This is a genomic window from Phytoamicus setariae, assembly GCF_016722925.1.
Classification (GTDB): Bacteria; Pseudomonadota; Alphaproteobacteria; order Rhizobiales; family Rhizobiaceae; genus Rhizobium_E; species Rhizobium_E setariae.
Map to the genome: position 1 here is coordinate 321608 of NZ_JAEQNC010000003.1, position 13416 is coordinate 335023.

The 13416-nt window shown below is 60.7% G+C and carries 11 protein-coding genes; 1 reads left to right on the plus strand and 10 read right to left on the minus strand.

The annotated features are described in order from the left end of the window. Window positions 1-13 precede the first annotated feature (13 nt). The 6 genes from JJB09_RS06780 to JJB09_RS06805 form a co-directional block, all read right to left on the minus strand. On the minus strand, window positions 14-1396 hold the full coding sequence (locus JJB09_RS06780; protein ID WP_201655056.1) for a GH1 family beta-glucosidase: 1383 nt from the start codon (window positions 1394-1396) through the stop codon (window positions 14-16). 110 nt (window positions 1397-1506) lie between these two features. Then, window positions 1507-2676 (minus strand): Gfo/Idh/MocA family protein, encoded by a 1170-nt coding sequence (locus tag JJB09_RS06785; protein WP_201655059.1) that lies wholly within the window; start codon window positions 2674-2676, stop codon window positions 1507-1509. Between the two features lie 185 nt (window positions 2677-2861). Further along, window positions 2862-3914 carry a sugar phosphate isomerase/epimerase family protein gene (locus JJB09_RS06790; RefSeq protein ID WP_201655062.1) on the minus strand — a complete coding sequence of 351 codons (1053 nt, stop codon included), beginning with the start codon at window positions 3912-3914 and terminating at the stop codon, window positions 2862-2864. A gap of 151 nt (window positions 3915-4065) precedes the next feature. Next, complete coding sequence (locus JJB09_RS06795) at window positions 4066-5010, minus strand: substrate-binding domain-containing protein (RefSeq protein ID WP_201655065.1); 945 nt, start codon at window positions 5008-5010, stop codon at window positions 4066-4068. A 65-nt stretch (window positions 5011-5075) separates the two neighbouring features. Then, window positions 5076-6086 (minus strand): ABC transporter permease, encoded by a 1011-nt coding sequence (locus JJB09_RS06800; RefSeq protein ID WP_201655601.1) that lies wholly within the window; start codon window positions 6084-6086, stop codon window positions 5076-5078. Window positions 6087-6168: 82 nt separating this feature from the next. Further along, window positions 6169-7695, minus strand: coding sequence for a sugar ABC transporter ATP-binding protein (locus tag JJB09_RS06805; RefSeq protein ID WP_201655068.1), 1527 nt, complete (start codon window positions 7693-7695; stop codon window positions 6169-6171). A gap of 166 nt (window positions 7696-7861) precedes the next feature. Here JJB09_RS06805 and JJB09_RS06810 point away from each other — a divergent pair, with 166 nt between their 5' ends. Further along, window positions 7862-8893 (plus strand): substrate-binding domain-containing protein, encoded by a 1032-nt coding sequence (locus tag JJB09_RS06810; RefSeq protein WP_201655071.1) that lies wholly within the window; start codon window positions 7862-7864, stop codon window positions 8891-8893. Window positions 8894-8964: 71 nt separating this feature from the next. On the opposite strand, the gene JJB09_RS06815 is transcribed toward JJB09_RS06810, so the two are convergent. The 4 genes from JJB09_RS06815 to JJB09_RS06830 form a co-directional block, all read right to left on the minus strand. After that, complete coding sequence (locus JJB09_RS06815; RefSeq protein ID WP_201655074.1) at window positions 8965-9249, minus strand: acylphosphatase; 285 nt, start codon at window positions 9247-9249, stop codon at window positions 8965-8967. Window positions 9250-9471: 222 nt separating this feature from the next. Next, on the minus strand, window positions 9472-10779 hold the full coding sequence (gene xylA / locus JJB09_RS06820) for a xylose isomerase (RefSeq protein ID WP_201655077.1): 1308 nt from the start codon (window positions 10777-10779) through the stop codon (window positions 9472-9474). Between the two features lie 32 nt (window positions 10780-10811). Then, window positions 10812-12266 (minus strand): xylulokinase, encoded by a 1455-nt coding sequence (gene xylB / locus JJB09_RS06825; RefSeq protein WP_201655080.1) that lies wholly within the window; start codon window positions 12264-12266, stop codon window positions 10812-10814. Window positions 12267-12287: 21 nt separating this feature from the next. Next, window positions 12288-13316, minus strand: coding sequence for a LacI family DNA-binding transcriptional regulator (locus JJB09_RS06830; protein WP_201655083.1), 1029 nt, complete (start codon window positions 13314-13316; stop codon window positions 12288-12290). Window positions 13317-13416: the final 100 nt, after the last annotated feature.

The window sequence follows — 13416 nt, forward strand, 5'->3', positions numbered from 1 at the left end:
TTGTCAAAGCAAGCTATGCTGCCGACGTCTTGATGAAGTTGCCCTTTGGAAATTGCTCGGCCAATTCACTATACCACTTGCCGCTCTTCTTGACCGTCCGGACCTGGGTATCATAATCGACATGGACGAGGCCGAAGCGCATGCTGTAACCTTCCGCCCATTCGAAATTGTCCATCAGCGACCAAGCAAAATATCCTCGGAAGGGATAGCCTTCCTTGATCAGGTCTGCCGTCACAGAGAGATGATCGACATAGTAGTTGAGACGCGGCTGATCGTCGACCGTTCCGTCTGCGCCGACGCCCATATTGTAGGCCGCCCCATTCTCGGTGATGTAGCATTCAGGCAGATCGTAGGTCGCATAGAGTTCGCGAACGACGTGGCTCAAGCCTAAGGAATCGATCTCCCAGCCGATGTCGGTTTTCTCCGGATGGACGGGAGCTGCCTGTATGTGGGCGGGATAGGCCGCTTTGGGATCGGGGTCGGCCGCAACACGCATCGGCGTATAGTAATTGAGCCCCCACCAGTCGATCTTCTGCGAGATAACCTTGAGATCATTCTCCTCGATCTTCGGCATGATCGGCTCGTAGGCTTCCAGCAACGCCTTTGGATACTCACCCTTGAACACCGGACCGAAGAACATGCCGTTGTGGAAGTCGTTGGCGCGCACGGCGGCTGCCTTGTCGGCTTCGCTGTCGGATGCGGGGATCACCGACATGGCGTTGAAGACGATTCCAACCGGCAGCTTGGGGGCTTCGGAACGGATAGCCTCGACACCCAGACCATGGGCGAGATTGGTATAGTGGGCGGCGTGGAGCGTCGCTTGCATGTTGCGCTCGCCCGGGGCATGCACGCCCATCAGGTGTGACAGGATGACGGAACACCAGGGTTCGTTGAAGGTCGCCACTGCATCGAGACGGTCACCGAGCCGGCGGATCACTGTCTGCGTGTAGCGCTGGAAGGCATGTGCCGTCGAGCGTGCGGTCCAGCCACCATCGCCCATCAGCGTCAGCGGCAGGTCCCAGTGATAGAGCGTCGCAAATGTCTTGATGCCGCGCGCCTTGCAGCCATCGACGAGGCGGTCATAGAAGTCCAGACCGGTCTCGTTGAGCGGTCCGATGCCATCGGGATAGATGCGCGGCCAGGCGATCGAGAAACGGTAGGCTTCGACGCCGAGTTCCTTGATCAGATCCAGGTCTTCATCGAGGCGATTGTAGTGGTCGCAGGCGACATCGCCATTGTCACGATTGTGCACACGGCCGGGCATGTTGGAGAAGGCATCCCAGATGGACGGTTTGCGGCCATCGGCTTTTGAGGCGCCTTCGATCTGGAAAGCGGCCGTGGCAACGCCAAACACAAAGTCTCCCGGGAAGCGGGCGGCGAGAATTTTCGGATCCATGGTGAGGGCCTTTTAAAAGTTCGTATCCGCCTTTAAAAGATTTTAATCGATTAAAAACAGGCGGCAAGGCCGTTTTTAACCCTGCCGTCGTCTATTGGCAAGCAGATATGTCAGACTTTTATCCAGGCCCCGTTGCGCTTTGACGAGGCGATGCAGGCCTCCACGAAGGCCACGCCCTTCACGCCATCCTGCACGGTCGGGTAAAGCACGGCAGGATCGACCTTTTCGCCCTTGCGCTTGGCGATGATCGCCCTTGCCGCTTCGGTGTAGATGGTCGCGAAGCCTTCGAGGTAGCCTTCGGGATGACCGGAAGGAATGCGCGAGACACGCGCCGCGTCCGCACCAGAGCCCGCGCCGTTGCGGGTGATCAGCTGTCTCGGCTTGCCGAGCGGCGTGAACCAGAGGTAGTTCGGGTCGGCCTGCACCCATTCGATGCCGCCCTTGGTGCCGTAGACGCGGACCTTGAGGCCATTTTCATGACCGGTAGCGACCTGGCTGCACCACAGCAGGCCCTTGGCGCCGCCGGCAAAGCGCATCATCACATGCGCATTGTCATCAAGCTGACGGCCGGCCACGAAGGTGTGCACGTCGGCGGCCAGTTCCTCGAGTTCCAGCCCGGAGATAAAGCAGCCGAGATTGTAGGCATGGGTGCCGATGTCGCCGGTCGAGCCGCCGACGCCCGACTGCTTCGGATCGGTGCGCCATGCTGCTTGTTTCTGGCCAGTCTGCTCAATGGGTTCGGCAAGCCAATCCTGCGGGTATTCCATCTGCACGATGCGGATCTCGCCCAATTCGCCATTGCGCACCATCTCGCGCGCCTGCCGGACCATCGGATAGCCCGTGTAGTTGTGCGTCAGCACGAACAGCGCATCGGATTCCTCGGCGACCTTGAGCAGCTTCTTGGCGTCGGCCAGATTGGAGGTCAGTGGCTTGTCGCAAATCACGTGGATGCCGCGACGCAGGAATTCCTTGGCAGCGGGATAGTGCATGTGATTGGGCGTGACGATCGACACGGCCTCGATGCCGTCCTTGAGCTTGGCCTCGCGGATCGCCATTGCCTTGAAATCATCATAGATGCGCGATGGATGCAGGCCGAGTTCGGCGCCAGACTGGCGCGACTTCTCCGGCGTCGACGACAGTGCCCCCGCCACGAGTTCATACTGGTCGTCGATGCGCGACGCGATACGGTGAACCGCGCCGATGAAAGCGCCCGAACCGCCGCCCACCATTCCAAGCTTGATGCGCGGCTCGCGCTTTTCGGTTGTACCCTCGATTGCCATTCGTTCCTCCTGGGAATTGGATATTTGGTCGAACAAGCCGCGAGTCTCTTCTCCCCAGCGGGGAGAAGGTGGCGGCAGCACGGCGCAACATGTTGCGCCGGGGATGAGGGGGCCATGCGGCGTTTGTCGTTCCCCCTCATCTGTCCTTCGGACATCTTCTCCCCGCTGGGGAGAAGAGGGAATTGCTACAGCCCTAGCATCCGGCGGTTGGCCGCCTCGTCCGTTCCGCCATCGGCGAAATCGTCGAAGGCCTTCTCGGTCACGCGGATGATGTGGTTCTTGACGAATTCCGCGCCCTCGCGCGCGCCGTCTTCGGGATGCTTGAGGCAGCATTCCCATTCGACCACGGCCCAGCCGCTGAAATCGTAGGCGGTCAGCTTCGAGAAGATTGCGCCGAAATCGACCTGGCCATCACCTGGCGAACGGAACCGGCCTGCCCGGTTGACCCAGGACTGGAAGCCGCCATAGACGCCCTGGCGTCCGGTGGGATTGAACTCCGCGTCCTTGACGTGGAACATCTTGATCCGGTCATGATAGATGTCGATGTGGTCGATATAGTCCAGGCACTGCAGAACATAGTGCGAGGGATCATAGAGCATGTTGGCGCGGGCGTGATTGCCGACGCGCTCCAGAAACATCTCGAACGTGACGCCATCATGCAGGTCCTCGCCCGGATGGATCTCGTAGCAAATGTCGACGCCGTTGGCGTCGGCGTGATCCAGTAGCGGTTTCCAACGGCGGGCAAGCTCGTCGAAGGCCGTCTCGACCAGTCCTGCCGGACGTTGCGGCCAGGGATAGAAATACGGCCAGGCGAGCGCGCCGGAGAAGCTGGCCATTTCGGTCAAGCCCAGATTCCTGGACGCCGTGAGCGCAAGCTTCACCTGCTCGACGGCCCATTCCTGGCGCGCCTTGGGATTGTTGCGAACCTCGGGCGCGGCGAAACCGTCGAAACCCTCGTTGTAGGCCGGATGAACGGCCACCAGCTGGCCCTGCAGGTGGGTGGAAAGCTCGGTGATCTCGACGCCGTTTTCGCGCGCCACACCGACGAATTCGTCACAATAGTCCTTGGACGACGCAGCCTTGCGGAGATCGATCAGGCGGCCGTCCCAGCTTGGAACCTGAACGCCCTTGTAACCGCAATCGGCGGCCCACTTGGTGATCGACTTCCACGAATTGAACGGCGCGGCATCGCCTGCGAATTGCGCCAGAAACAGCGCCGGTCCCTTGATAGTCTTCATTTACCCCTCCCAAAGACGCATCTGCAACGTTACCGTGAACGTTAAATGATTTTCTGCCGCCGGCACAATTCGGTTTGCCGCTTTCAGCATGAAAATCTGCCCGGGTAGTTGCCGGGCAGATCAGGAATCGTGATTTCGGACGCTCCGCGCCTCAGAACGGGGAATCGGGGAAGTAGTAGTTCTTCGCGTTTTCCTTGGTGATCAGGGTCGCATCGAGCGTGTAGGTGCCATGGACCGGGACCTGGTTGAAGACAGCGGCTGCGGTCAGTTCCATTGCGGTGCCGACCATTGCCGGCGGATAGAGAACGTCGACCGGGATCATCTTGTCGCCGTCCATGACCTTCTTGATCATGTCCTTCGAGCCGGCACCAGCCACGACGTACTGGATGTCGGTGCGCTTTGCCTGGTCGATCGCCTGCAGCACGCCGACGGCCATGTCGTCGTCCTGGCACCAGACCACATCGATCTTCGGGTATTTGGTCAGATAGTCCTGCATCACCTTGAAGGCATCGTCGCGGTTCCAGTTGCCGAACTGGCGGTCGAGAACCTTGACGTTCGAGCCGGCAATGCCCTTGTCGAAGCCGTCCTGGCGCTGCTGGTCGATCGGGATCGGCATGCCACGGATCACGACGACTTCGGCATCCGGCGTATTGGCCTTGATGTACTCACCGGCAGTCTGGCCAAGTGCCGGATTGTTGCCGGCGACATAGAGGTCGCGCACTGTCGCATCGTTGACGCTCGGCGCGCGGTCGACGATCGTGACAAACGTGCCGGCGGCCTTGACTTCCTTGATGGCGTTGACGAGCTGATCCGGATCGGTCGGCAGGATCACGAGGGCATCGAGACCCTGAACGGCAAGGTCCTGAACCGCGTTGGCCTGGCTTGCCGGGTCGGGCGAGGTCTTGACGATGACCTTGGCATCCGGATGTTCCTTGCGGATCTGTTCGGCGACGCGCTCGGCGTGATAGACCACGCCAGCGGTCCAGCCATGGTCGGCGGCCGGGATCGACACGCCGATGGTCTTGGCATCTTGGGCCATGGCCGTGCTGGCCAGAGCTGCGGCCATGAATGCCACTCCCAATACCTTCTTAAACATTTCTCACTCCCTTGGCTTGTGGGTCCTTTGTCCTCCGGACCGGGCGACCCGTTGACCCGATCCCCTCACGACTTGCGTACCAGCGAGCGCTGGACGAGCATCGCAATGATGATGATCGCGCCCTGGATGGCCCCGATCAGGTATTCGCTGATAAAATTGGAGAGCAGCATGATGTTGCCGACGAGTTCCAGAATGAAGGCGCCGCAGATCGTGCCCCAGACGCGGCCGGCGCCGCCCTTGAGCGCCGTGCCGCCGACGACGACAGCAGTGATTGCCTGCAGTTCCCACAGAATGCCGGTCGTGGCCGAGGTCGAGCCCAGGCGCGGAACGTAGAGCAACACAGCGATCGCCACGCAGAGGCCCTGGATTGCAAAAGCAATCGTGCGCACGCGGTCGACATGGATGCCGGAATAGCGAGCGACGTCGCGGTTAGAGCCCACGGCGACGACATGCCGGCCATAGCGGGTACGATAGAGGATGAAGGCTGCAATGGCGGTGACGACGAGGATCACGACGATCGGGAACGGCAAGCCGAATATATTGCCGAAATAAGCGGGCCGGTACATGGACTGCAGCTCCGGCGACTTGAGCGTGATCGCACCGCCCTGCGACAGCCAGGTCGTCAGACCGCGATAGATGCCCATCGTGCCGAGCGTGGCGATGAAGGGTTCGATCTTGCCGACCGTGGTGATCAGGCCGTTGGCCAGTCCGCAGGCGATACCGATGGCGACCGCGAGCGCCATGGCGGCCGTCAGCATCAGCGCCGGGTCCGCGATTACCCCGGAATTCATGAACAGGATCATCAGGCTGGCCACGAACGCGACCATGGAACCGACAGAGAGATCGAGATCGCCGGACGAAATCACGAAAGTGGCGCCAACCGCGATGATGGCGATGAACGCGCTGCGGGTGGCGACATTTGCGAGGTTGGTGATGCCGATGAAATTCGGGTTGACCATCGCCCCGACGATAAGCAGCAGCGCGAGCGCCGCGAACGGTGCCACGGCCCTCAGGTCGACATCCCGCCAGGATCGACGCCTGATTCCGCGTTCGCCGGTTTCCTCGTTGACACTCATATCCAAAACCAACCTCCCGTCCCATTGATGCTGGGAATTATTTGGCGCGCGAAAAGATCCGCCGTAGCGCCGCCGCACACCCTCAGGCCGCAGCTTTCCTCTTCAATCCAGCGGCGTAGCGCATGATCTCCTGCTCGGAAATTTCTTCGCCCTCGAGCACGCCGACGATGCGTCCCTCGCGCATCACCGCCACCCGTGTGCAGAGCCCGATGATCTCCGGCATCTCCGACGACACGACGATGATCGAACGTCCATCACGCGCGAGCGCCGAAATGAAGTGATAGATCTGCTGCTTTGTGCCGACATCGATACCGCGCGTCGGCTCATCGATGATGATAATATCAGGCTCGGTTTCCATGACCTTCGCGAGCAGTAGCTTCTGCTGGTTGCCGCCTGACATGCGCCCTGCGACCACATTGCCGTCTCGCACCCGGATGTCGAACCGACGCGTGGCTTTAGCCAGTGCGGCCGCTTCGCTTTTCGGATCGAGGTAGCCGAGCCGTGTATGCTGATCGAGCGACTGAAGCGTCAGATTGGCCATCATGCCGGAATTGAGCAACAGCCCCTTGGACTTGCGATCCTTGGTCATATAGCCGAGCCCGTGCAGGTTCGCGGCGTGCGCATCACCGGATGGGACCACTTCGCCCCTGACCGTCACCTCGCCGGAAGCCCGGGAACGAAGTCCCATGATCGCTTCCATCAACTCCGTGCGACCTGATCCGATCATTCCGGAAAAGCCGATAATCTCGCCCTTGCGGACTTCAAAGCTCGCATCCTTGACATAGCCTGTGGAGACGGAATTGACGCGGAGTACAACCTCTTCATCGACATCCGGCTCGGTTTTGGCGGGATAAAGGCTTGAGAGCTCACGCCCGACCATCAGCTGCGCAATCGACTCTCCATCGAGGATCGCTGTCGGCGACGTCTTCACCCATTGGCCGTCACGCAGCACCGTGACCCGATCGGTCAGCTCCATCACCTCATCCAGCTTGTGGGAGACAAAGACGAAACTGGTTCCTTGGTCGCGCAGTTTGCGCACTTGCCTGAACAGAAAATTGGTTTCCTCGCGCGACAGGACCGCGGTCGGCTCATCCATGAACACGACGCGCGCATCACGGCTGATCGCCTTGGCGATCTCGACCATCTGTTTGTCGGCGATGGAAAGCGTGCTGATGAGAGCATTCTCGTCGACATGCGAGCCGAGCAAATCGAGCACCCTTCGGGTTTCGGCCCGCATACGCTTGCGATCGAGCACGCCGAAACGGGTCATCTCCCGACCGAGAAACAGGCTCTCTGTGACGGTCAAATGTTCGGCGAGATTGAATTCCTGGTGGATGATGACGATGCCCAGCGCCTCGGCGTCACCATTGGCCGGAAGCTTCACAGGCTTGCCGTCAAGAACGATCTCGCCGGAACTTGGCTGCTCGAAACCGGACATGACCTTGACGAGGGTGGACTTGCCCGCGCCATTCTCGCCCATCAGCGCATGGATTTCGCCGGCCCGGAGATCGAAATTGACGCTGAAAAGCACCTGCACGCCATTGAATGACTTGCAGATTCGCCTTGCGGACAGCACCACGGCGCCACCGTCGACGGTCTCCGATTCCATCAGTTCCTCCCTGCGGCTCCCATCCGCTTAATGGTCTATGTAAACCTTTACATCACCAATGTAAAGGTTTACATTTTTGGATAACACGGATTTTCCGGGGCCAGCCTTTGACCTCCCGACAACTCTGTGTAGTGTCGCGGCGAACACAGACCCAAGGCAGAATGCAGTGTCGAATTCCACGCCCGCAACTATAGAAGACGTCGCCCGGATCGCCGAGGTTTCGATCGCGACGGTCTCCCGGGCAATCCACAATCCGGAAAAGGTGGCGAACTCGACCAGGCTGAAGGTCAACCAGGCGATCGCGGTCACCGGCTATACGACCAACGCCATGGCGCGCAGCCTGAGGCTCGGCCGGTCGAACATGATCCTGGTCGTCGCACCCGATATCGGCGACCCCAATTTCTCCAGCATTCTGGTCGGCCTGGAAAACGAGGCGCGCGCCCACGGCTATGGCATTCTCATCGGCCATACGCAGAACGATGCCCAGCGCGGCCTCGAATACCTGAAGTTCCTCAACTCGAATCAGGCGGCCGGGCTCATCCTGTTCACCGGCATCCTGCCTTTCGGCCATCAGACGATGACGGCCCGCCTGCCCCCCAGCGTCGGCGTGTTCGAGCCGGTTTTCAACGGCGGCATTCCCTATGTCGGCGTCGATGACGTCGAGGGCGCCCGCAAGGCGGTCGATTTGCTGCTGGCAGAAGGCCATCGCAAAATCGCCTTCATCGGTGATGCGCGTACCCGGCTTGCCTACAACCGGCGTCGCGCCGGCTATGAGGCCGGACTGGATGCAGCCGGCGTCAGCGCCGATCTGCGGATCGTCATGGAAGGTGACGGCACCATCGAGAGCGGACGGCTCGCCGTCGAACAACTTTTCATGCGCGACACGCTGCCCACCGCCTTCATGTGCGTCAACGACCAGACCGCGATTGGGGTGATGATCGGGCTGAAGGCGCGCGGTTACGATATCCCGCGGGACTTTTCGGTTACGGGTTTCGACGACGTGCCACAGGCCAGCTTCATGACGCCGTCGCTGACCACGATCCGCCAGCCGCGAACCCTGATCGGCAAGCATGCGATGGCGCTGCTGCTGGAACTGCTCTCCGATGGTCAGCCCACCGAGACTGAAATCCTGCTCAGGCCGGATCTCGTCGTGCGCAATTCGGTCGGACCGCCATCGTCCCGCTGGTCGAAGCGCTGAGGCAAGCGCCTGTGGCAGGAGTCGCGCCGCAGGCATTCCGGCACTTGCAGCGCGCTTTCTTGGGCACATCGCTAGCCGCTGATGTGGAACTTGGCCGGAATCTCCGAAATCGCCACTGATTCGGTACGTACATCGGAAACCATTGCGCCAGGAGGGCCATCCCAGAAGCGCTTGATCATGCTTGCGATCGCCTCGTTGGGACCTGCGATCATCGCCAGCACGCTGCCATCTGCTTCGTTGCGCACCCAGCCCGTCAACCCGAGCCGCCTGGCTTCATCCGCCGTCCACACACGGTAACTGACGCCCTGCACCCTGCCGCGTATGCGAACCAGTACGGCTTCAATATCAGTGGCCATGACCGTCTCTCCGATCAATCGACGAAGATCAGAATGGAAATGTTTGCCAGCAAATGCAAGCAATCTTGATTGTTGGCCCGCGGCTGCAGGCGAAAGCAACGTTGTTCAGGCCGCGCGCTCGACGAGAACAATTCCGTTGCTCTGGTCAGCGCTCGGGGCTGAAACAGAAAAGAGCCGAAAAGCATCTGCTTCCCGGCCCCTTTTCAGCAAAACAGCGCCAAATTACACGTAGCGATTGACGATGTTTTCCAACAGCTCCTGCTTGCCGGATTTCGGCTGCGGATTGATGTCCTTGGCCTCGACCATCGCTGCGATGCTCTCGAGCGACGAGGACTTGTCCAACATCTTCTTCGCTTCCGCACCGTTCCAGCCGGCATAGCGTTCATCGAGCGGTGCTGAAAGCGCCTTGTCCTCGATCATCGCAGCGGCAGCCTTCAGGCCACGGGCGCAGCAATCCATGCCGCCGATATGGCCGATCAGCAGATCTTCCGGATCAATCGACTGACGGCGCAGCTTGGCGTCGAAATTGGTGCCGCCGGTCTTGAAGCCGCCGCCCGCCAGGACCTGGTAGTAGGCGAGCGCCATTTCCGGGACGTTGTTGGGGAACTGGTCGGTGTCCCAGCCTGACTGGTAGTCGTTGCGGTTCATGTCGATCGAGCCGAAGATGCCCAACGCATTGGCGAGTGCCAGTTCGTGCTCGAAGGTGTGGCCGGCGAGGATCGCATGGCCCTGCTCGATATTGACCTTCACCTCGTTTTCGAGGCCATACTTCTTCAGGAAGCCGTAGACGGTTGCGACGTCGTAGTCGTACTGGTGCTTGGACGGCTCCTGCGGCTTCGGCTCGATCAGGATCGCGCCTTTGAAGCCGATCTTGTGCTTGTATTCGACAACCATCTGCAGGAAACGGCCCATATGGTCCAGTTCCTTCTTAAGATCGGTATTGAGCAATGTCTCGTAGCCTTCTCGGCCGCCCCAGAGCACGTAGTTCTCGCCACCGAGTTTCTGGGTGGCGTCCATGCAGGTCTTTACCGTCGCTGCGGCAAAGGCGAATACATCCGGATCCGGATTGGTCGCCGCACCCGACATGTAGCGCCGGTTGGAGAACATGTTGGCCGTGCCCCACAGCAGCTTGACGCCCGTCGCCGCCTGCTTCTCCGCGAAGTAGTCGACGATTTCGTTTAGGTTCCTGGTGTTCTCCGCAAAATTCTTGCCTTCCGGGCGCACGTCGGCATCGTGGAAGCAATAATAGGGCGTGCCGAGGAGCGAGAAGAATTCGAAGGCGACGTCGGCCTTCAGCTTGGCCGCTTCCATCGAATCCTTGAACCACGGACGCTCGAAGGTGTTGCCGCCGAACGGATCGGTGCCCGGCCAGACGAAGGTGTGCCAGTAGGCGATGGCAAAGCGCAAATGATCTTCCATGCGCTTGCCCATGACGATCTCGTCGGGATTGTAGTGGTGATAGGCCAGCGGACTGGTGCTTGTCGGATCGTATTTTATCTTCTCGATATTGCCGAAAAAGCCGGTACTCATGAGATCTCCTCCTTGAAAGGGTGTTTGTCGGGTCAGGCAACCAGGGCTGCGATGGCGGGATAGAGGCTGCGGTAGCGCTGATAGGCGGCTTCGTATTCCGCGGTCAGCGCCAAGTCGGGTTCGATGGTTCGGGATGTTTCCGGCGGCGTGCAGACGGCAACCGGATCGGCCCCGCTTTCCGCAATCAGGCCCAGACGCGCCGCACCGAAGGCCGCACCGAAATCGCCGTCCGCCGGGATATCGACCGGCACACCGAGGGCCGTGGCGATCGATTTCAGCCAGTAAAGCGAACGCGAACCGCCGCCGATCGCCGTGACGCGGGAAATGCTCGTGCCGGCACTCTTCAGCGCCTCGAAATTGTCGCGGAAAGCGAAAGACACGCCTTCGAGCACTGCCTGGGTCAGCACGGCGCGTTCGCTTTCGTGACCCAGCCCGGCAAAGACCCCGCGAATGGCAGCATCATTGTGCGGCGTGCGCTCGCCCGAAAGATAGGGAAGGAAACTCACCGGACCAGGCGCCCTCAGGCCATCCCCCAATTCTTGCGTCAGGTCGGCGGCGTATTTGCCGGTGATGCCGGAATACCAGTTGAGCGCATCGGTGGCGCTGAGGATCACACCCATCTGATGCCAGGTGTTGGGGAGCGCGTGGCAGAAGGCATGCACCGCGCTTTCAGGATTGGGCAAGTAGCTGGAATTGGCGGCAAACAGCACGCCCGAAGTGCCAAGCGAAACAAACGCCGCCCCCTCGCTGACGGTGCCCATGCCGCAGGCCGAGGCGGCGTTGTCGCCTGCCCCGCCGGCGATGACCACACCCCGCCCCATACCCCATTTTGCTGCAAGTTCGTGGCTGAGCGTGCCGGCGCTGTCGGTGCCTTCCACGAGATCAGGCATCTGCTTTTCTTCAAGGTCAGTTGCAGCCAACAGCCCCGAAGACCATTTGCGCGTGCCGGTGTCGAGCCAGCTCGTTCCAGCTGAATCCGACATTTCGGACATGTGCTCGCCGGACAGCCATAGCCTCAGGTAATCCTTGGGCAACAGCACCCAGCGGATCTGCTTGAAGATCTCCGGCTCGTTGTTTCTCACCCAGGAGAGTTTCGGTGCCGTAAAGCCGGGAAAGACGATATTGCCGGTGATTGCCCGGAAGCGGGGGTCGGCATCAAGCGCCGCCGCCTCGCGATGGGAGCGAGTGTCATTCCAGAGAATGCAGGGACGCAACACCTGATCGTGCTTGTCGAGCAAGGTCGCGCCATGCATCTGTCCCGAAAGGCCGATGCCCTTGACGGCGGCGAGTTCGGATGGATGGGCCGCCTGCAGCCCGGCAATGGCCTCCTCGGTGGCACGGATCCAGTCGGCCGGAACCTGCTCGGACCAACCGGAATGTGGACGCGAGACATCGAGCGCGCCATGTGCCGCGCCGATGATCTTCTGGTTGCCATCCATCAGCATGGCTTTCACGCCCGAAGTGCCGAGATCAAGTCCGAGATACATAGCTATCCTCCCCCTGCCCTTTCACGGCAGATTGTCCTTCAAGAATATGTCGATACGGATGCGCTCCTGCGCAGCGACCACCGGCTGCCCATCGATCCTCGCCTTGAGTACGCGGATCGCGCTGCGGACCTCATGGCCGGCATCCTGGTTGAGCACGGCATCGATCAGTCCGGTTTGCAGCGCCTCGCGCGTAAAAGGTGTCAGCTCGTGGACGATGGTGACCGGCACGCCGGCAGCGTGTCGCCGCGCCTCCAGCGCTTTTACCAGGCCGCGATTGCCTGCACCGAGATTGTATATCCCGGCGAGATTGGGGTGGTCCGAGAGCGTATCGGCAACAAGTGCGTGCGCCGCATTCGGGTCGTCGTGACTTTCCATAACGGGCAAGATTTGCAGGGACGGCGCAATGTCGTGCAGGCGCTCGCGAAACCCCTCAAGGCGGTCCCGATGATCGCCCACCAGCATCGAACCGGCGATCACGGCAACCTTACCTTGCCGCCCGGCCAGGAACCGGCCCATGAGCCTGCCAGCCGTGCGGCCCGCCGCAACGTTGTCGACGCCGGCAAAATGATCGCGCAAGGCCGCGGGCAGGTCTGAGACCAGGGTAACGACGATTGTGCCGGTCTCCCGCAGCCTTTCGATGGCTGCGTGGACTTCAGGCGCATCGACGGCAACGACCGCAACCCCCGCCGGCGGAATTTCCAATAGGCTTTCAAGGCATTTCACCAGTGCTGCTGCATCGAAAGCCGGGACATCTATGAGCCGGATAGCGATCCGTTCCTGCATCGAGCGGCCTGCCGCCGCTTCGACCTCGGATCGGAGACCGGCCATGAAGGAGTTTTCGCCCTGTGGAACGATGAAGACGAGGGGATAGATGCGGCTCTTGGCGAGGTTTGCCGCGGCCATATCCCTGATGAAGCCGATACGGGCGATCGCGTCCTCGACCTTGGCGCGCGTCTGCGTCCTCACCCCCGGTCGGCGGTTTAGCACCCGGTCGACCGTGGCAAGGCTGACGCCCGCCGCCTCAGCGATATCGTGAACCGTTGGCCGCATTTCTCCTCCTGGCGGGGTGTCTTACAGGAGATTTTGAGGTACGTAAATCAGAAATAGTTTGCTAAGGGACTCAATTTGCCCGCAGCATCGATGGAGGATG

Bases quoted from the DNA above. Each gene is read 5' to 3' on its own strand.
- JJB09_RS06815 (WP_201655074.1), bottom strand. From the start codon at position 9,249: ATGGCCACTGATATTGAAGCCGTACTGGTTCGCATACGCGGCAGGGTG.
- xylA (WP_201655077.1), bottom strand. From the start codon at position 10,779: ATGAGTACCGGCTTTTTCGGCAATATCGAGAAGATAAAATACGATCCG.
- xylB (WP_201655080.1), bottom strand. From the start codon at position 12,266: ATGTATCTCGGACTTGATCTCGGCACTTCGGGCGTGAAAGCCATGCTG.
- JJB09_RS06780 (WP_201655056.1), bottom strand. From the start codon at position 1,396: ATGGATCCGAAAATTCTCGCCGCCCGCTTCCCGGGAGACTTTGTGTTT.
- JJB09_RS06800 (WP_201655601.1), bottom strand. From the start codon at position 6,086: ATGAGTGTCAACGAGGAAACCGGCGAACGCGGAATCAGGCGTCGATCC.
- JJB09_RS06785 (WP_201655059.1), bottom strand. From the start codon at position 2,676: ATGGCAATCGAGGGTACAACCGAAAAGCGCGAGCCGCGCATCAAGCTT.
- JJB09_RS06830 (WP_201655083.1), bottom strand. From the start codon at position 13,316: ATGCGGCCAACGGTTCACGATATCGCTGAGGCGGCGGGCGTCAGCCTT.
- JJB09_RS06805 (WP_201655068.1), bottom strand. From the start codon at position 7,695: ATGGAATCGGAGACCGTCGACGGTGGCGCCGTGGTGCTGTCCGCAAGG.
- JJB09_RS06790 (WP_201655062.1), bottom strand. From the start codon at position 3,914: ATGAAGACTATCAAGGGACCGGCGCTGTTTCTGGCGCAATTCGCAGGC.
- JJB09_RS06795 (WP_201655065.1), bottom strand. From the start codon at position 5,010: ATGTTTAAGAAGGTATTGGGAGTGGCATTCATGGCCGCAGCTCTGGCC.